The sequence below is a fragment of the Methanothermococcus sp. genome (assembly GCF_015523155.1).
GTDB lineage: Archaea > AGJL01 > Methanococci > Methanococcales > Methanococcaceae > Methanofervidicoccus.
On record NZ_WAKW01000046.1, the window covers coordinates 1 to 18,914 of the forward strand.

Sequence of the window (18,914 nt, forward strand, 5' to 3'; positions counted from 1 at the left end):
GAGCACACCAATTCCATATTAAAGAAGTTTTATGAATAAGTTTTTAATATCAAAGGTTATATTCGTAAAAAAGTATTCTTTTGCGTTGTATAACCCTTATTATGTGGTTATTCCTATATGAAGGTATTAGAGGTAAGAGTGTAATATGACCCCATACTATAAACATTATTTATATTTAATTTGGTGAATTTATGAATAGAGATGAAAATAACTACAACAATTTAAATATTATTGAAAAATTTAAAAATCATCCTATAATACATGATTTAGTAGATTGGAAAATGCTAAACAAAATTTTAAAAGAAAATAATATAAAATTAATAGATTTTGTAGGTAAAGGACACCGGGGAGTAGTTTTTAAAGGATTTATGGATGATAAGTTGGTTGCAGTTAAGGTTCCGAGACTTGGCGGTAAAAATACAATTTACCATGAAGGAAAGATATTAAAAGAAATTAACACATTTGGAGTAGCTCCAATAGTTTATAATTTTTCAGAGGATTTTCTTATTATGGAATTTGTAGAGGGAATTGTATTAAAGGATTACATGAACCAAAATGATATTGATAAAGAAGAGCTCTTATGGATTATAGAAGAAACCCTTAAGCAGTGTTTGCGTCTTGATTTACACAAAATAGACCACACGGAGATTCAAGGGGGAAAGCACATAATTATCAACAAAAATATTAATAAAATATATATCATCGATTTTGATAAGGCGAAAAAAAGGAGAGCTCACAACTTCACATGTGCCATGGCATTGTTTTTTGGTAGGTGCCATATAGCAAATAGGGTAAAGGGAATATTTAATATCTCTGAGAGCGAAGAAAGATATATTATAAAGCTTGTAAAAAATTATAAAAAAATAATTTTGAGATAAATACCTATTCTTTTGTATTTAAAATAGAAACTTCAAATTCACAACAGTCATCTCCATTGGCATAACATTTTGTTTCCACAACTTTAACTTTTTTATCCAATATGGACTCTAAACATCCTGCAATCACACCTGCTTCAAAGTAGCATATTGGTTTACCTAAATTAGGCAATCCTGCACAATCGATACATTCCTCGACTCTAAGTTTTAATGGATTCTCACTAGCCATACTTAAAATTCCGATACCTAATTCTTTAAAAAATTCTTTCATGTCATCTATTGATTTAACACCGATGTTTTCTCCAAAATGCATTCCCGCAAAATATAACTTAGACGCCGCATTAAATCCCAAATATTCTATAATTGAAAGTTTAAGTGCTCTAATCAATGAAACATCAGCTTTCCTACCTAGTGTAGGTCTATCTACATTGTACATCTCTTCAAAACTTAGTTCTAAAACGTCTGATTTTTTCACAATATCCCTCCCAAATCATACGAATTTCAAACATTTTAATTTATATGTGTCACATATATAAATATTATGGGATTATGGCATGTAGTATTCAATTTAATTGCCCCCAATAATAATCGTTAAGTTCAAATTATTCATATCTAAATTTATTAAATAAACTTATATATAGTATCAAATGGATAACTATAAAATAAAATATAGAGGGATATCATGGTAAAAATTATAGAAAAAAAAATAAATGATGCAGAACCATTAAATGATGCTATATTAATAGAAGGTCTGCCAGGAATAGGCCATGTAGGGAGAATAGCAGCAGAGCATTTAATCCATGAATTTAATGGAGAGAAAGTTTTAGAACTTTATTGTGACGATTTTCCACCACAAGTTTTGGTGAATAATGATGGAACAGTTGAATTTATGAATAATGAGATTTACCTGATAAAAGAACCAGTTCCTATGGTCGTAGTTCTTGGAAATACACAGGCTCTTTCACCCGCTGGCCAATATCATCTTTCTCAAAAAATTGTAGAAATCGGCATAAGATACGGTGCAAAAATCACCTACACATTAGGAGGATTTGGTATAGGAAAAATAAAAGATACGCCAGCAGTTTATGTTGCATCAACCTCAAAAGAATTAGCCGATAAAATAAGCAAGCTCGGTGCTGAATTTAGACAGGATGGTGGAAGTATTATAGGGGCTGCTGGTTTAATGCTCACATTTTCAAAATTAAATGGCATTGAGGGAGTATGTCTTATGGGGGAAACTCCCGGATACTTGGTGGACCCAAAATCTGCAAGAAGGGTATTGGAAATACTTTCAAAGTTTGTTGGTTTTGAGGTCAGTATGACAGAACTTGAAGAAAGGGCTAAAGAGATGGAAAAATTCTTAGAAAAAATCAAAAAATTCGAAGAAGAAGCCATAAAACAACAACAGCAAATTCCTGCAAGAGAAGAGGATTTAAGATATATTGGATAATATAAATAAAATTTTTTTATTTTTTATTAATTTCATCAGCATTTTTAAAATAAAGACCATGTTCTTTAAGAAATCCTAAAACTTGTTTTTTTAAATAATTATCATTTGAAATAATACCATAGGGATAAATATAAACCTTATTTTCAATATTTATTCTTGGATGATTAATTTCAAGCTGAACATCATCTAAAAGACATTTTTTTAGATGGTTGGTGGTTTTTGTTAGATTTAAGAGTATAGGTGGTTTGTATGGTGAGTTATTTTTTGGAAGATTCCATTTTGTGCCATAATATACAACATAATTTGGATTTATAAGAATAACAACTTCACCATATATCTCCAAAACAAGAGCCCATGAAAATATGCCTCTTGTAAAGCCCAAAAGCCTTCCGAGGTAAGTTGTTTTTGGATTGTTGTAGCAAACCTTTAAAGTCCGTCCAACAATCCTTGAAAGTGCCTCTTTTGTATGTATATTTTTTGGATTTGTTGGTAGGGATGTTTTTGGAAGTATGTTTATAGGAATGCATTGTTCTGGTTTAACCATGTGAAGTGCTTTTAATGGGTAAAAATAATAGTGATTTTTTTTATTTAACATTACAATGCCTTCCATAGGTCCGTTAAAATCAGATTTTATAACCCTACCTTTGTATGTATTAAAGGACTTGTTGAGTGTAAATTCTGCAAATGTGCCATTTTTTAATACATATTTTGGTTTCAAAGTAAAAACCCCCAATATTAAAATTATTTAAATCTTTTTAAATTTTGATAAATGCATTAATCTTTTAAAAAATTAAAATATTATATAGAAAATTATTATATAATAATATTTATTCAAATAATTCTCTTAATTTTATCTGGAATTTACCCAATTTTCCACCGTAGTTTCCTGCTGAAATTTTCTTAACACCTTTAACAGTTGTAGCTGCTAAAATCCCTACCTTTGTAGCTTCTTTAACTGCCTCTTCATCGACACCATCGATTACAATTTCATAGACTCCATTTACATCTTTTGGAATTTCTGAATCTTCAACAGTGTCTTTTAATGTTGGGCACATTTTGTGGTTTGTTGTAGCAACCATAAATTTGTATTTTGGATTTGAAGCCCCTACCTTACTTCCAGATGCAACAATTCCTCCTGGGAAGGGTGTAATGGTTTTTTCTACTGTGTTTATAGCATCTATTGCAGCTTCTGCCGCTGTTAAAGCTGTCATGTTGCTGTCAGCCATTATAAAGAAGTTTCCTCCTGCTACTCCTTTTTTAATACCTAATCTACTTTCAGCTGTAAATTCTCCACCCATTACAGGTATTTTATAAACTGTCCTTTCTCCAACTTTGTCTTTTTTCTCGTATCCATCGCCGAAGAATTTTAATTTAAATCCTACTTTTAACTGCTCATCAGCATCTTCTCCCATAGCATCAAATATCGCCGTTGTAGGTGCTGTTAAAACACACTGTCCCAATCTTTCTAACAACTGGTGTTCGAGCTCGGATTTTTTAGGGTGGCATATTTCTATAATGTATCCTGGTCTTCCATCTGGTGTTTCTGTTGGTGGAATATATTTTTCAATACCTGCTTCTGCTGGACACATGATAACTGAACATCCAAATCCTGTTGCTTCTGTTGCTGCTATTTTTGCAAGTCTCTCTGTTGCTGCTGTAATTAAAACTCTTGAAACCCATATTGGGAATGCTTCTGCAAATGTGTCTTCTATGAATACACCATTTATTTCCATGATTTCACCTTTTTTATTTTTTTTAATTATTTTATTTATTTTTTTATTATATTATTTTCTTTTTTATCTTTTTTATATATCTATATATAATGTATATATCTATATATTGAAAACCATAATAAAGTAAACATTCATTTATGGTTTTAATTCTTATTTTTTTAAATATTAAATATTAACACTATAAAAATTAATATAACTAATATTAATAATTTATTATTTAATTTTTTATTCATCGGTATTTTTTGCAGTATCTAATACGGTATAACTTATCTTATTTTTATCCAATACTTTCACAATTTTCTCAGTCATCTTTCCAGTAATGAGGGCTATAACATCACAGCCTCTATTGCAGGCACTTACAACCCCCTCATGAACTGCAAATCTTATATCTGGATTTATACCCAATTTTTTAGATACTACATAAGATATGGTTCCCATACTTGCTATTACTGCATCTTTATTTTCATCAATTATGTTTTTAATTAAACCGTAATCCACATTCTGAGAACCTCCTTTAACCTTTGGAGGTATTTTTAATATTATAACTTTTCCTTTTTTTATTTCTATCATGCCTGTTATGTCAGTTATGGCAATATCTTCCCCTTTTTTACCGCCTTCAACAACTTTTGCAGTGGAATCTGATTTATTAAATTTTGAGGCATATAAATGTCCTTTTTTCATAAACAAATATACTTCATCCCCTTCTTTCAAATCTTCATAGGCAATAGCGGGCCATATTTCTTTATATCTATATATGTCTTGATTTACATCGTTTAAATAATTTTTAAACTCAGAAATCCATGTTTTTAACGCTCTCATTCCTTTATCTGTAAGGACATATTCTCCTCGACCTCTTGATTTAATATAATCCTTCTTTAAAAGATTTCTTATATGTTCGGAAACTCCCTGAACTGTTATGCCTAAAACTTCTGCTATTTCTTTTTGTTTTACATGTGGCTGTTTTCTTACAATTTCAGAAAGTATTTGAAACTCAGTAATATTTCTCTTTTTCAAATTATCACCTAAAATAAAATTTAAATTAAATTACATATTTATATTTATATAATATATGCATACTTTTTATTATTAATTTAGTATTATTTTCTAATAAAGATATGTTTATTATAACTTACATATTTATTCAAATTATATTTATTTATAACAACATTGGTGATGATATGGTGGATATTCTTTTGGTAAATGATGACGGGATATACTCAAATGGATTGCTGGCGTTAAAATCTGTTTTAAAGGAGGAATTGGATGCCAATGTTATAATTGTAGCACCAACAAACCAGCAAAGCGGAGTTGGTAGGGCGATTAGTTTATTTGAACCTTTAAGGATAAATAAAACAAAATTATCAAATGGAGATTATGGCTATGCAGTTTCAGGGACTCCCACAGACTGCGTAATATTGGGAATTTATAAAATTTTAAAAAAGATTCCTGATATGGTTATTTCTGGTATAAATGTGGGTGAGAATTTAGGGACTGAAATAACAACTTCTGGAACACTTGGGGCAGCATTTGAAGGAGCCCACCATGGGGCAAAATCTTTGGCATGTTCATTACAAATCACCGCCGATTATTTGAAATTTAGAGAAGGAGAAACCCCTGTGGATTTCACCACACCTTCAAAAATTACATCTAAGGTTGTTAAAAAATATCTCGATGGTAATTTCCCATGTGATGTAATTAATTTAAATATCCCAGAGGATGCAGACGAAAATACGCCAATAGAAATTACAAAATTGGCAAAAAAGATGTATTCCACTCATGTGGAAGAAAGAACCGACCCTAGGGGGAGAGATTACTATTGGATAGATGGATATCCCATAGTGGAGGAGGAAGAGGGCACGGACGTATATGTTCTGAGAAAAAAAGGTCATATATCATTAACACCTCTTACCTTAGACACTACCATAAAAAACTTAAATGAATTTAAAGATAAATATGAAAAAGTACTGAATTATTAATTATTAATTATAATATAATTTGCAATGTGTAAATTTTAAGTTTATAATTTAATTTTATTATCAATTTAAATGCGTGATATATATGTGGGAAAAATTAAGTAATTTAAAAAAATTTTATGTGAAAAAGAGCAGTAGAAAAGGTACCAATAAAATGGCACTTTTGGTGGATGGTCCAAATATGTTGAGAAAGGAATTTAATATAGATTTGGATAAGATAAGAGAGGTCTTAGATGAATTTGGAAGTATTGTAATTGGGAGGGTTTATCTAAATCAGTATGCATCAGATAAATTAATCGAGGCTATTGCAAATCAAGGTTTTGAACCAAGAATCTCAGCAGGAGATGTTGATGTGGAGATGGCTGTTGAAGGAACTGAACTCGTATTTAACAACAACATTGATACCATTGTTTATATGACAAGGGACGCAGATTTCCTCCCTGCAATTCGAAAGGCTAAGGAACATGGTAAAAAGATTATAGTAATAGGGGCAGAACCTGGTTTCAGCACGGCAATTCAAAATATAGCAGACCATGTAATTAAAATAGAAGAAGATTTTGAGTTGGATAGGGAAAAATTAGAACAAAAAAAGAAGGACAAGAAGAACCATGATGATAAAAAAGAAAGAGAAAAAGAAAAAGAATATAATAAAAGAAACGATGAAAAAGAAGAATATGATAATAAAGAGGAACGGGATTTCTACAATGAAGAAGAGGGATATAATAAGGATAAATCATCAATTATGAATAAGATAAACTGGTTTAAAAAATAGGGAATATATAATAAATAATCCAAAAAATGAATAAAAAATAAATGGTAAATAAAAAAATGAATAAAAAATAATAAATAAAATAAATAATTTTACTATTTTTAATGGTTTCCAGGGATGATTAAATCCCTTTCACCCGCAGGTTCAAATTCCCTCAGAGCTCCTTTTGCAACGCACTTTCTTGGCCACTTAAAGTCAAATACCAAGTGCTTATCTGCAAATGCCACTTTAACAAGTGGGTTGAAGCAGAAGGCATCCCCTCTTGCAGCGTGTGGTGCTTGGGCTATACCTGTATATTCTGGCTGATGCCCAACATTCATGGCATAGTTTGGATAGTTTGGACCTCTTGCCTCATGTAATAAACCTTCGTCAGATCTAATAGATACAGAGTTTGCAGAACCACACTGGTCTTGTAAGTCGTATCCATAGAACCCTAATCTGCTGTGATATTCTTTGTGTAATATTTGGCTTAAATACCATCCATTGATTCCAGCATTTGAGTTTCCTGTGGCAAATGCAACTGAACAGCCTGCTGCTGCTGCAACAACCCCAGCTCTTTGAGAACCTCCAAAGTGGTCTTCCAATAATGTAGGGTATTCATCATACTGTTCCAAACCGTATAATGTTACTTCTGTTGCAATATCCCTCACAACATCCATTGAAGCCTCTACGCCACACATTCCATATTTATCTTCCACATAATCTTTACCATAATACACAAAATCATCTAAAATATCGTCTGTATAGGTTGCACTTGCATACTGTGTAAATCCTACCCCTCCCGACATGTAGGAGCCAAGCCATACTTGGTCGTAGAATGTTGCCGCAGCTCCGATTACCTCCAAGGTCACTTCCGCAGGGTCATCGGATACTCTTGATGTTTGGATTATATCGGCAAATATTCCAAATGGAACTCCTCCTGGCTCATTTGCCCCTCTTGCTCTTCTTGCAGGGAGTATTGTCCCCATCTGAATAACATCTGCGTGTTTTGCCGCATATGAGAAGTCAGCAATTGCAGCTTCACCAGCACAGAGTTTGTATGCCGTAATGAATGACATTCCAATTTGCATGGCAGACCATCTTGAAACTGTTCCGCCATCACAGCACCTTACAACTACTGTTGGAACCCTTGAAACCTGATATGTTTTATTTCCAATGTATTTTTTTAACATCTCTGCCTGCTCTTCTGGAAATTCTTTGTTTATGTCGATTAAAAATCTTTTATCGAGCTCATCTGCTAACTCATCATTTCCTGTAAATATCTTTGCATAGCAATCCCAAACTAAACCTGGATGAACCTCAACCATGTGCTCCTGAACAACAGCACCTCCTGGCAGTGCGTGATTAACTGTTTCCATGTATTCGTTTATTGTTTCAGGCGTAACCTCTACACCGAGCCTTTTTTCAAGAACAGCATGTCCTGTATCCATACCTACAATTACGGTTCTTTTAATATCATCTACAAGCTGCTGAATTGCCGCATTGTTACAGAAGTGCAAATCATCTCCTTCTACATACTCATCTGTTTTAGATATTTTATAGGTCATCAATTTTCTCTGCCCCAATGGAACCCCAATATCTGGATTATATCCTGGAATTCCCCTTTTTGACATTATTTTCTGAGCTGCTTCATAGAACTCTCTTTTTCTTGCAGACTGTTTCCATCCTCCGAAGCAGTAAAAGCTCGTATATTTTTCTTCCGGGTCTTCTTCAAACTTTTCCTTCAACGCCTTTAAGAACAGTTTCTTTTCAGCACCCATTATTCCTCACCTAATCTCTTTTTCAAATCGTGTTTAAATGAGTTCATACCAAATCCTCCTTCACTCCTTGCCACATGTATTGTTTCAACAACTTCCAATGCCTCTTTATCTTCCCTCATTCCAATATTATCCTTTCTATAAATAGTCGTAATTTTTGCAAGATATTCCTGTGGAAGCGGTTCTCCAACATCTACTGGTTCATCCAAAGGTATTCCAACCTGTTCCTTCACATACAGAACATGCCCTGTTTTTTCATCATAGATGTATCTCTGCAATCCATCAAACATGAGCCCGTTTTCATCTAACCTCAATGAGTGCCCATGCACAGTAGCTCCTCTCATACCACATGTTGCAGGGTCAAAGATTTCTGTTTCAACAAGCCATTTTGAGATCTTTTCCAAGTCGAGCTCTCTTATTTCAATAACCTGTCTTCCTGAAAGAGTTCCAGTATCTACCCCTCTGAACCTCCACATGTATGTTCTTGCCCTATCGTATGGCTGAGCAGGTGCATTATACATGGAATCTGCAAATTGAATATATCTAACCCTTATACCTTCTTTTGCCCCTTCAATTGGTTCTACAAGGTCTTTAATGGCATCTTCCTCAAAGTCCATTTCTTCCAATGGTGGATGAACTGTTTTATAACTTTCTCCAGGGTTTCTATGTCCTAAAACTCTAACTAAATCATCGTCTGAAATTTCCCTTAATTTTTTTAATTCACAGTTCGGGTCCATGTGTTTTCTTCTATTTTCACCTATTATTGTTTCTCCAGGGTAAAACTGCGGTTTATAATTTTCTTTCATTTAATCACCTTTAATCATCTTAACTTTATCAGAAGTTCTTGAAGTAGGGTCAACCATTCCTATTAATCTAGGGTCTATTTTATCCTCAAACCCTTCTCCATACTTTAAATAGTCGGAAACGGTTGGTTTTACTTTTGTAAATGCTCCCATATTCAAGCTGTAGCCAAATGGAAGTGCTTTTTTACATATTTCATCTAATTTCTTTGAGAGCTCTACACTCTTTTCGTATGGAACTGTAATGATAAATTTCCCAACCTTAACAGTTAATTCAACATCCTTTCCATTGACATTGATGACTTTCCTATCTGGATGATTTACTGGGGTGCCTCTTGCAGGCCCGTAATAAACATATTTTGGTAAAGATTGGCCATGAATAATTACTCTTATTATGTCCTTTCCAAGACTATAAATCGAATTTAATATCTTTTCAGTGGTTTCAGGCTTTAAATATCTGTAAGGGAATATTTGAATATCTACGGCTTTTATTTCTTCCATAATTTCACCTATGAGCTTAATAATAAATATGTAGTAAGATAATGCAAAGGAGTTAAATTTTAGAGTTTATCTTTAATCTCTGAGGCCCCCAAGGCAACGTGCTTTAACGGCTCCCTTAGATAGTCAATAGCACTATAAACCATACCTACTAATGAAGATGTTTTTTCAACGGAAAACATCTGAGTTCCTGCATCAAGGCACATGGCAGCGGCGGCACATGGAATGGCAAATCCTTTACTATGTCTTGTAACTACGTGGTTTCCATGGAATGTTCCTGGACCTCCACCACCGTAGATGGAATGGCTGAAAAAGCTGAAACCTACTCCAGTTCCCTCTGTTCTACCGAAATCAACACCGGGCAATCCAGTTTCATATTCGAGAATATCGTTGTAATAAAGCACCGTTGAAGCTACACCCTGTGCGGCTCTTGCCGCCCCAACATTCACCATAATAGATGCAACCAATCCCGCCGCTGCATAAGCATTCCACAATGCCCAGTCAGCAGGTTCATAAACTACAAATCCTGATGGCATGGTTTTTGCCGGTTTAATTACCTTATCCTCCAGAGCTCTTTCAACAACTGATGCTACAACAGTTCCCACTGTTCCGTTTTTACCGTTTTCCTTAACAATCTCATAAACAAGGTTGTTAGCGTTCAGTCCTTGGAATGCTAAACCAAGTAAGTGGTATCTTTCAAATGCACCTACTGCATCCCCTGTTTCAAACATTGCCGTTTGTTCTAAAATGGATGATAATGCCACAGCGTTTAATGTCTTTTTTCTTGTGATTGCCACGACATGGTTTGCCATGATATTTCTCAACCCATATCCAAGACCTTCAAGCATTACAGGGGGACCAAGCAATGCCGCAATATTTGCACCATGGAAATCTATTGATTGAGGATATCTCCCCAAAACCGCAGTTTTAATATTTGGTGCATTAAACATATTCACATCAAAAGTATCAACTATTGACTGAGTTACCGCAGCTCCTGTGGCTAAGGTGGATATTGTATAATCAGCAGCTACTTTTAACCTCTTTGAAGGCAGCTGAACAAGCATTTGATTTCCTTTGTTAATCAATTTAACAACAGTATCGTCCCCATCACGCACCTGAATCAGTTTTTTTACCTTTTCTGCAATAATTTCGGCATTTTCTACTATTGGCAAATCGAGCTCTCTTCCAGGGCAGATGCATGCCTTACCTCCAATTGCCCCACTTTTTAGTGCATTTTGGATTCCAGATAGATTCACTGCAACAGACCTTTTAACATCACCAATTATTTTCTCCACTGTTGGATTAATAATTGGACTTATAGCCTCCAACGGTACATTTTCTTCTAAAAGTTTTCCCTTTTCATCATATAAATCTATTTTATCTTCATATATGGTCATCCTAACACCTTAATTTATAATATCATAATAATAACTTTTTATATAATTATAATATTTAGTATATAATATTTTCTGTTAAATATTAAATAAATAAGATTATATACTTAAAAAATATTAAAACTATCGCACTGCAAAATAAATTACAATATTGTTCCATGATAAATACATTAAAACATCGGCTAAATTGTTGTAAAAATGGCATTTTTGTGATATTGAATATTAAACACTATATTGACTAACAATATTTTACTTCTAAATTGGATGTACAATAAAAACTAAAAACTAAAATTTAGTATTTCCACATTGTTTATTCACTCTTTTGTATATGGTAAATTTATATTTTAAACAATAATTAACTGTCTATTTACTTAAACTGTTGTAAGAATCAGACGAAATTCCAATGAATTTCATACAATTTATAGGTAAATGTTATTATTTTTGCATATGCGAAGCAGGAAGTTTTACAAATAATGGTGAAGTTATTACCATAAAATCCCGAGGACTTTATTCAATAACTAATTTATCAATTCTTCGCTTATCTTGGGAATTTCGTGGAAATACCTAATAAATTTTATGGATTATTATTAAGTTAAGGGTAGCAAAGTTAAGAGTGGTTTATATTCGTTAAATTTGTGGTTCCTATGGTTTTTGACCCCCAAATTATTATTTACAATAACTTATATATAATACTTCCTATTTATTTTGTAATATTATTAATGAATTAGTTAAACAATAATAATATGAAATAATTAAAATATATAAATAAATATGAACATTTATAAATATTAGCCATGGTGGTATGATGAATATTGAAGTTATTGAATTAAAAGGACATATAATAGATTCAAATATATTGTCAAAAACACTGGACAAAATCATAATAATGGGCGGAGACTTTAATATCGAACATCTTGATGTTGGAAAGACCAATGATAATGAGTCCTATGCAAAAATTCTTGTTAAGGGGAAGGACCATGAACATTTGGACGACATATTACGAGAAATTCAGCAAATCGGCGCTATAATCTCAACAAAGAATGTAAATACTAAAAAAGCTCCAAAGGATTGCGTCTTGCCAGATAATTTTTACGGCACCACAAATTTGCCGACATATGTTAAAATTGATGGAGTTTGGAAAAAAGTCAGAGATATAGAAATGGATTGTGTAATAGTAATCGAAACAATAAATGGGGAAAAAATCCCAATATGTAAAAGGATGGGGCTTGTAAAAGAAGGCGAAGAAGTAGTTGTTGGTTATGATGGAATAAGGGTGGTTCCACTGGAAAGGACGAGAGAAAAGGATGTATTTGGATTTATGCAAAGTGAAGTATCTCCTGAAAAACCACTTGAATATTATTCAAAAACCATGATGGATGAAATGAAGGAAATTAAAAAAAATAATGGAAAAATCATATGGGTTGTTGGAACAGCAATAGCTCACACCCGAGCTCATACTATATTAGAGGAGCTCATAAGGAAGGGGTATGTTGATGCATTGTTTTGTGGAAATGGATTTGCCACAATGGATATAGAATATGCACTGTTCAATACGACTCTTGGCATGAACAATGAATGTAATGTGGTTAAAGGAGGATATAAAAGTCATCTTGTGGCAATAAATGAGATGTGGAAACATGGTGGAATAAAAAACGCCGTAGAAAAGGGAATTTTAAAAAAAGGCGTATTATACGAGTGTGTGAAAAATAACATCCCCTATGTGATTGGTGGCTCTTTAAGGGACGATGGACCTTTACCAGATACCATAAGGGATGTGGTAAAAGCACAGGATGAGATGAGGAAATACATCCAAGAGGCCGATATGTGTGTTATATTGGCTACGATGCTTCATGGTATTGCCACCGGAAATATGTTGCCAGCATCGGTTAAAACCGTCTGTATTGATATGAACCCTTATGTGGTTACCAGATTACAGGATAGGGGGACACATCAGGCACTTGGTATTGTATCTGACCCTTGTGCATTTATGCACATGTTAAAGGATTTGTTATGTGAATAAAAAATAATAAATAAAATTAATAAACTAAAAACGGTAGAAAATGGATATCATGAACGCCATACAAAAAATACAAAAAATAAGGAATGAATTGAACAATTATTTTTTAGAAAGGAAGGAAGAGATAGACATTGCCCTAACTTCAATTTTGGCAAATGAACACTGTATATTTTTGGGAAATCCGGGTGTTGCGAAATCCCAATTGATTAGGGCGATTTCTTCCCATATATCTGATGCGGATTACTTTGAAAAACTCATTACAAGATTTTCAACAGAGGATGAGTTATTTGGTCCTTTAAGCATTAAAGAACTTAAAGATAATGATAGATTTATTAGAAAGACGGAAAATTATATGCCCGATGCAGAAATTGTATTTTTAGATGAGATTTTTAAGGCAAACAGTAGCATATTAAATGCACTTTTGTCCATAATAAATGAAAGAATATATCACAATGGTGATGAAATTCAAAAGGTTCCGTTGATAAGTTTGTTTGGAGCATCCAATGAACTGCCAGAAGAAAATGGATTGTTTGCATTTTATGACAGATTCTTGTTTAGGAAAATCGTTAAAAATATAAACAACCGTGAAAATTTAAAAAAATTGGTTTATTTAGATGAGGATTACAAACCAAAAACAAAGATTACCGTAGAAGACATTAAGAAATTACAAAAAGAGGTTGAAAAAGTTAATATCGATGGTATTGTCGATTATCTGCTGGATATAAAAATGAAATTGAACCACCACAACATATTTATATCAGACAGACGGCTTAAAAAATCCATTAAGGCAATAAAAAGCTATGCATTGTTAAATGGGAAAAAAGAAGCTGATGAAAATGATTTGGAAATACTAAGACATATATTTTGGGACGAAGTGGGGGACTACCTTACAGTATCAAAGGTTATTTTTGAATGTTCAAACTCATATTCTCAAAAGGCATTGGAAAAAAAAGAGATTTTGGACAATCTAAAAAAGGAATTAAAATACATCAACACTAAAAAAATCAAAAATTGTGGAAAGGATTATAACAAACTTATTGAAATGCTCTGCAAGGTTGGGTATATAAAATTAGAACTAAAAAAAATGAGAAATGAGGCGTTATCAAACGGCAAATCCTTGGAGGTTATAGATAACATATTAAATGACTGCAAGGAGTTTGATAAAATCATTGAGGGGTTGTTGAATGAATTATAAAAATGAGGATTATAATGAGTATAATTATTATAAAAAAATGTTTAGATTGGACGATATATCAAAATTAAAGGCATTATGTGAGATATATAATAAAGACGTAGATGACATAATAGAATTAAATATATTGGATGACATATTTACACTAATTAGGGAAACACGGGAGAGGGATTTTGCAGACATTGTTTATGAGTTTCAGACATTAGATACTAAAAATAGGGAAATAATATCCCTTGGAATAAAAATCATTGGAAAGGTAGGAGAAAAGTATGCGGAAGAGGTTTATAACTACATACCCTATCTTATAAAATCACTTGATAGCGAATTCGATATAATAAGATATGCCAGTGCAAGAGCTCTTGCAAGAATTCCCTCAAAATTAACAATATATGCCTACCCAAAACTTATAAAAAATTTAAATAATGAAATTTATGCAGACGCCGTTGTTTCTTTGATTTTTAAGGCAGATAATAAGGAGGCATTATTGTTGGATTTGTATAAGAAATTTTGTGATGAATACTCGCCCCATATTATGCATATATTGAATAAAATCAAAGAAAAAGATAAAAATTTAATAGACGATTTTATGCCGTTGATTTTAAAGTATAGGGATAACTTTGGAGAAATAAGAAAACTGGAATAATTGAATATTAGTATTTTTTATTTCCCTATATATATTATAGAATATCCTTGATGTCTATAAAATATGGGATTTGCAAAAATTTATAACTTTAAAATGTAATGGATTATTTACTTAGGATTCTTAAATGATTATGATGCAACCATTTGAGATTCTGCCTTTTTAATCTTTAATGGCATTTTTATTTTTATTTCTTTTTCTTTTGATAAATTAAGGAGATTTGGTATTATTTCTATAATATTATTCAATATTTTAAGGGATACCTCTTCTGGAACTTCATTAAACTTATTGTTCAATATCTTTCCTTTTACAGATATTTTAAATGGAAATTCCCCATCAGTTTTCAATCTGCATTTGTACTCAAATCCATCCTCTTTTTTATTATATTCTATACTCCAGTCAGTATTTAGTTCCAATTCTGCACCTTTTGGATTTTTTTCAGGTCGTTTTATACAGAGCTCCGACATTGTTAGTATCATAATATCACCAAAAAATTTATAAATTTTAAGTAATATTATTATGCAATTAAGTATATATAATTTATGATTTAATGTAATTACAGTATTACTAAATGATGATTAATATGCTGTGATAATATGGAATGTAATGCAATAAAACACGATAAATATGACAAACTCGTCTGGAATGAGAATAAGCATAAATTATCCTATTGTGCCCAATATTTGGACGAAAGCAGAATAGAAGATATATTTTATCTGTTTTTTAAATATCATGTGGAGGTTGTAAAACATGACTCAATGATAGAGGCTATTATGAATAACATGCATTACAAAAACATTAAGGTCATTACAAGTTTAGATGAGTCCTATTCCGTTATTGCCACATCTTACTTTTCTGAAAAATTCGATAAAAAAAAGAAAGAAGAAAAAGAGGATTATGACGAAAATATGATAAATAATATAAGCGATATTATGGAGGAGCTCGGCAGTTATATGGAGGATATTTCCTCTTCAATAAATACCATCTGCGGCAAAGGTAATGGGGTAAAAAACCATACAAATCCGAAGAAAAAAATGGAATTGGCAGAGGAGCTTTTAAAAAATAGGCAGTTAAATGAATTTATAGAAAAATTGGGGAAATTTAAAAGGATGGCATTGAGAAAGCAAAAAACAAAAATAAAACACTTCAATGGGGAAAAACACGATATAAAATACGGTAGTGATTTGTCAAAATTGCTTATAAATGAAGTAAAAAACCTATCTGATGAAGGATTATATGTTGATTTTTTAAAAAGATTTTCAGAGCATAAATTGCTAAATTACGAGATTCTAAATCATGAAGATACAAAAGGGGATTTTATAGTATGTTTGGATTTAAGCGGTTCTATGAGAGGAGCAAAAGAAATCTGGGCTAAGGCAATTGCATTATCTCTGTTAGAAATTCAGCTGAGGGATAAAAAAAGATTTATCTGTATATTATTCGATGATGATATCCGAGAAATAAGAATATTTGATAAAAAACCATGTTCAGAGGATATTATTGAATTTGCTTCTGTATTTTTTGGAGGGGGAACAAATTTTGAGAAGCCCATTAAAAAGGCATTGGATTTCAATGGAGACATTGTATTTATAACCGATGGAGAGTGCGACATGCGCAGGCAGTTCATTGAGTATGTGGAGGAAGTTAAAAAAGGAAAAATCTTCACATTCTGTATAAACACAAGACCCACTGTAAGTTTAAAAAAGATATCTGATAAAGTAATTACAATTCATCAATTAACTTTAAGAGGGGCAGAAGAGTTATTTGATGCTGTCATTTAGATGCGTATTATCCCTAAACTTTAATATAATTTAACAGATAATTTACCAAATCATCTATTTTATCAAACATTAATGGATAGTTCATTTTAGGTCTTTCCACGATTATTGGAATTGCATTTGCTTCAATAGCCCCCATTACCTTTTCATTTAGTCCGCCACTGTTTCCACTGTCCTTTGTAATTATTACATCGCAGTTGTAGTCTATTATTAAATATTTATTTAACTCTTTTGAAAATGTTCCCTGCATACCTATTATATTTTTTGAGGGTAATATATTCAAGGCATCATTTATAGATACTGGAAGCACTCTTGCTATTAATCTATCTTTACCAATTATTTCAGCAACATTTTTTAAGTTTTTTATACCTGCCAAATACATTATATTTTTTTTACTCAGCTCAAGAGCTCGCCTTGAAGCTTCTTCAAAATCTTTAACATATATGGCATTTTCATAAAATTTTTGAGGTCGTTCATATCTGATATATGGGATATTTAAATCTTTTGAAACTTGTAGAGCTCTCTTGGTGGCATTTACTGCAAATGGATGTGTGGCATCTATTAGAATAGATATGTTGTTGTTTTTAATTATATCTTCAAGAGTTTCTTGGCTGTCCTGCCTTGAAATTACTTTATTTGAATGTTCTTTTGCCAATTCACTGCCGTAATTTGTGGTTGTTGTGGTTATTGTATAGATACCATCTATTTTTTTCAATTCTTCTGCTATTTTATTTGCGTCGCTTGTTCCCCCCATTATTAAAATATTCATGGTTTCACTTAAACTTATTTTAAAAGAAATATAAAATTAAAAAAGTTATGGAGTAATTAATTTAATTATGCTATCTATCACCGAAAGTATATACTGGACTAACCCTTCATTATGCCCTCTTTCAATAGTTATGGTTGCGTTTGTAGCATTGAATGATAGATAAAACTGTCCTGCCCCATTTGTTCTATGATATATTACATACTCAATTGGGTGATTTTCATCATTGGTCTCAATAATCATTCTCTTAAAACCATTTAAGTTTGTTGGGTCGTATTCAATTCCATCTATTAACAATGGAATAGTACCACTTCCTTTCCATCTAAGTATTATTTTAGTTGCACTTCCTGAGAAAGATTTTCCACTATCAAGATATTCTATGTCATTGTTTTCATCAATTAACCCTTTTTCACTTCCTTGTTTATACAATTCGTATGTATGCCCGTTGGTATCATAAATCGTAAGTTCATTGTTTCTTCCAGAACTTGTTGGACAAATGTTAATGTCTTTTGCAGATATGGAGTGGGCTATCATTTGAACATTTTTGTTATTTGCCAGGTTTTCAATCAATACACTAGTAGCTTTGGAATTAAGATATATATTTTTTGTAGTCTTCATATGTAAAATCATGTACTTACCATTATAGAAAGGACTTATACCATATACAATAATATGCCCGCTATAATCATAATTATTAATTATGGATTTATTATCAATTTTCAAATCAACCCATGTGTTTTTACATGTAAGATTTAATGTTAATTTATAATCTATTGAAGAAAGATTTGCCAAAACACTTGATGCTTTTACGATTTTAGTATCTTTAGCTATTAAATTTCCATTTACATAAATGCTTTTGGCTGGGATGTCATTTAATGTAATCCATCCATCCGTATTTATCCAAATTTTTCTATTTTTCTCATTATCATTTATATCAGTAACTATTTTAACAACATCTCCTTTGTCTAATTTAATATATTTCCCATTTATTAATTTTATTTTGGAATAGTGATGATTAGTCCCAAAAATGTTTTCAAATTTTATGTATCCACTAAGTGATGTATTAATTTCGCCTTTTTTATGAGCATTGGTATTTAAAAGCACATTATATCCAGTATTTGTAGTATTATCACCACCAATAGTGTTATTACTACCCGTAGTAGTATTATCACCACCAATAGTGTTATTACTACCCGTAGTAGTATTATCACCACCAATAGTGTTATTACTACCCGTAGTAGTATTATCACCACCAATAGTGTTATTACTACC

General features: G+C 32.0%; 18 protein-coding genes and 1 pseudogene. 8 read left to right on the plus strand and 11 right to left on the minus strand.

Annotated features, from left to right (window positions below):
- The first annotated feature begins 191 nt into the window (after positions 1-191).
- Complete coding sequence (locus F7B34_RS04430; protein WP_292460631.1) at positions 192-878, plus strand: serine/threonine protein kinase; 687 nt, start codon at positions 192-194, stop codon at positions 876-878.
- 4 nt (positions 879-882) lie between these two features.
- Here the strand turns inward: F7B34_RS04430 and F7B34_RS04435 are convergent, their stop codons facing one another.
- Entirely contained in the window at positions 883-1,350 is a 468-nt protein-coding gene (locus F7B34_RS04435) for a V4R domain-containing protein (RefSeq protein WP_292460632.1), read from the minus strand.
- A gap of 207 nt (positions 1,351-1,557) precedes the next feature.
- Between F7B34_RS04435 and F7B34_RS04440 the strand changes: the two genes are divergently transcribed.
- A complete protein-coding gene (locus F7B34_RS04440) occupies positions 1,558-2,325 on the plus strand; it encodes a proteasome assembly chaperone family protein (RefSeq protein WP_292460633.1) in 768 nt (255 codons plus the stop codon).
- A 16-nt stretch (positions 2,326-2,341) separates the two neighbouring features.
- On the opposite strand, the gene F7B34_RS04445 is transcribed toward F7B34_RS04440, so the two are convergent.
- From F7B34_RS04445 to F7B34_RS04455, 3 genes are all read right to left on the minus strand, one after another.
- Complete coding sequence (locus tag F7B34_RS04445) at positions 2,342-3,043, minus strand: hypothetical protein (RefSeq protein WP_292460634.1); 702 nt, start codon at positions 3,041-3,043, stop codon at positions 2,342-2,344.
- A gap of 109 nt (positions 3,044-3,152) precedes the next feature.
- A complete protein-coding gene (gene fhcD, locus F7B34_RS04450) occupies positions 3,153-4,058 on the minus strand; it encodes a formylmethanofuran--tetrahydromethanopterin N-formyltransferase (RefSeq protein ID WP_292460635.1) in 906 nt (301 codons plus the stop codon).
- Between the two features lie 225 nt (positions 4,059-4,283).
- Positions 4,284-5,072, minus strand: a complete 789-nt coding sequence (locus tag F7B34_RS04455) for a winged helix-turn-helix transcriptional regulator (protein ID WP_292460636.1) — start codon at positions 5,070-5,072, stop codon at positions 4,284-4,286.
- A 164-nt stretch (positions 5,073-5,236) separates the two neighbouring features.
- Between F7B34_RS04455 and surE the strand changes: the two genes are divergently transcribed.
- On the plus strand, positions 5,237-6,034 hold the full coding sequence (surE, locus tag F7B34_RS04460; protein ID WP_292460637.1) for a 5'/3'-nucleotidase SurE: 798 nt from the start codon (positions 5,237-5,239) through the stop codon (positions 6,032-6,034).
- Between the two features lie 82 nt (positions 6,035-6,116).
- Entirely contained in the window at positions 6,117-6,803 is a 687-nt protein-coding gene (locus tag F7B34_RS04465) for a TIGR00288 family NYN domain-containing protein (protein ID WP_292460638.1), read from the plus strand.
- 98 nt (positions 6,804-6,901) lie between these two features.
- On the opposite strand, the gene mcrA is transcribed toward F7B34_RS04465, so the two are convergent.
- The 4 genes from mcrA to mcrB are packed head-to-tail and all read right to left on the minus strand — an operon-like array spanning position 6,902 to position 11,252.
- Positions 6,902-8,560, minus strand: coding sequence for a coenzyme-B sulfoethylthiotransferase subunit alpha (mcrA, locus tag F7B34_RS04470; RefSeq protein ID WP_292460639.1), 1,659 nt, complete (start codon positions 8,558-8,560; stop codon positions 6,902-6,904).
- Positions 8,560-9,363: a coenzyme-B sulfoethylthiotransferase subunit gamma gene (mcrG, locus tag F7B34_RS04475; RefSeq protein WP_292460640.1), complete on the minus strand. Its 804-nt coding sequence runs from the start codon at positions 9,361-9,363 to the stop codon at positions 8,560-8,562. Before mcrG ends, mcrA begins: the two co-directional genes overlap by 1 nt.
- Positions 9,364-9,858 carry a methyl-coenzyme M reductase operon protein D gene (mcrD, locus tag F7B34_RS04480; RefSeq protein ID WP_292460641.1) on the minus strand — a complete coding sequence of 165 codons (495 nt, stop codon included), beginning with the start codon at positions 9,856-9,858 and terminating at the stop codon, positions 9,364-9,366.
- Positions 9,859-9,917: 59 nt separating this feature from the next.
- On the minus strand, positions 9,918-11,252 hold the full coding sequence (gene mcrB, locus F7B34_RS04485) for a coenzyme-B sulfoethylthiotransferase subunit beta (RefSeq protein ID WP_292460642.1): 1,335 nt from the start codon (positions 11,250-11,252) through the stop codon (positions 9,918-9,920).
- An 802-nt stretch (positions 11,253-12,054) separates the two neighbouring features.
- On the opposite strand from mcrB, the gene F7B34_RS04490 reads away from it, so the two are divergent.
- The 3 genes from F7B34_RS04490 to F7B34_RS04500 are packed head-to-tail and all read left to right on the plus strand — an operon-like array spanning position 12,055 to position 15,101.
- Positions 12,055-13,269, plus strand: coding sequence for a TIGR00300 family protein (locus F7B34_RS04490; RefSeq protein WP_292460643.1), 1,215 nt, complete (start codon positions 12,055-12,057; stop codon positions 13,267-13,269).
- 40 nt (positions 13,270-13,309) lie between these two features.
- On the plus strand, positions 13,310-14,461 hold the full coding sequence (locus F7B34_RS04495) for an AAA family ATPase (protein ID WP_292460644.1): 1,152 nt from the start codon (positions 13,310-13,312) through the stop codon (positions 14,459-14,461).
- Positions 14,451-15,101, plus strand: coding sequence for a hypothetical protein (locus F7B34_RS04500; protein WP_292460645.1), 651 nt, complete (start codon positions 14,451-14,453; stop codon positions 15,099-15,101). Before F7B34_RS04495 ends, F7B34_RS04500 begins: the two co-directional genes overlap by 11 nt.
- A 128-nt stretch (positions 15,102-15,229) precedes the next feature.
- On the opposite strand, the gene F7B34_RS04505 is transcribed toward F7B34_RS04500, so the two are convergent.
- Complete coding sequence (locus F7B34_RS04505) at positions 15,230-15,577, minus strand: pilus assembly protein (RefSeq protein WP_292460646.1); 348 nt, start codon at positions 15,575-15,577, stop codon at positions 15,230-15,232.
- A gap of 117 nt (positions 15,578-15,694) precedes the next feature.
- Here F7B34_RS04505 and F7B34_RS04510 point away from each other — a divergent pair, with 117 nt between their 5' ends.
- Positions 15,695-16,879, plus strand: a complete 1,185-nt coding sequence (locus F7B34_RS04510; RefSeq protein WP_292460647.1) for a hypothetical protein — start codon at positions 15,695-15,697, stop codon at positions 16,877-16,879.
- A 13-nt stretch (positions 16,880-16,892) separates the two neighbouring features.
- Here F7B34_RS04510 and cobK read toward each other — a convergent pair whose 3' ends face one another.
- Positions 16,893-17,645 (minus strand): precorrin-6A reductase, encoded by a 753-nt coding sequence (cobK, locus tag F7B34_RS04515; protein WP_292460648.1) that lies wholly within the window; start codon positions 17,643-17,645, stop codon positions 16,893-16,895.
- A gap of 45 nt (positions 17,646-17,690) precedes the next feature.
- Positions 17,691-18,914, minus strand: a pseudogene (locus F7B34_RS04520) (hypothetical protein); the annotation flags it as partial.

Excerpts from the sequence above, each read along its gene's own strand:
- mcrD (WP_292460641.1), bottom strand. The coding sequence starts at position 9,858 with ATGGAAGAAATAAAAGCCGTAGATATTCAAATATTCCCTTACAGATAT.
- mcrG (WP_292460640.1), bottom strand. The coding sequence starts at position 9,363 with ATGAAAGAAAATTATAAACCGCAGTTTTACCCTGGAGAAACAATAATA.
- F7B34_RS04465 (WP_292460638.1), top strand. The coding sequence starts at position 6,117 with ATGTGGGAAAAATTAAGTAATTTAAAAAAATTTTATGTGAAAAAGAGC.
- surE (WP_292460637.1), top strand. The coding sequence starts at position 5,237 with ATGGTGGATATTCTTTTGGTAAATGATGACGGGATATACTCAAATGGA.
- mcrA (WP_292460639.1), bottom strand. The coding sequence starts at position 8,560 with ATGGGTGCTGAAAAGAAACTGTTCTTAAAGGCGTTGAAGGAAAAGTTT.
- F7B34_RS04495 (WP_292460644.1), top strand. The coding sequence starts at position 13,310 with ATGGATATCATGAACGCCATACAAAAAATACAAAAAATAAGGAATGAA.
- F7B34_RS04505 (WP_292460646.1), bottom strand. The coding sequence starts at position 15,577 with ATGATACTAACAATGTCGGAGCTCTGTATAAAACGACCTGAAAAAAAT.
- fhcD (WP_292460635.1), bottom strand. The coding sequence starts at position 4,058 with ATGGAAATAAATGGTGTATTCATAGAAGACACATTTGCAGAAGCATTC.
- F7B34_RS04510 (WP_292460647.1), top strand. The coding sequence starts at position 15,695 with ATGGAATGTAATGCAATAAAACACGATAAATATGACAAACTCGTCTGG.
- F7B34_RS04490 (WP_292460643.1), top strand. The coding sequence starts at position 12,055 with ATGAATATTGAAGTTATTGAATTAAAAGGACATATAATAGATTCAAAT.
- F7B34_RS04440 (WP_292460633.1), top strand. The coding sequence starts at position 1,558 with ATGGTAAAAATTATAGAAAAAAAAATAAATGATGCAGAACCATTAAAT.
- F7B34_RS04500 (WP_292460645.1), top strand. The coding sequence starts at position 14,451 with ATGAATTATAAAAATGAGGATTATAATGAGTATAATTATTATAAAAAA.
- mcrB (WP_292460642.1), bottom strand. The coding sequence starts at position 11,252 with ATGACCATATATGAAGATAAAATAGATTTATATGATGAAAAGGGAAAA.
- F7B34_RS04430 (WP_292460631.1), top strand. The coding sequence starts at position 192 with ATGAATAGAGATGAAAATAACTACAACAATTTAAATATTATTGAAAAA.
- cobK (WP_292460648.1), bottom strand. The coding sequence starts at position 17,645 with ATGAATATTTTAATAATGGGGGGAACAAGCGACGCAAATAAAATAGCA.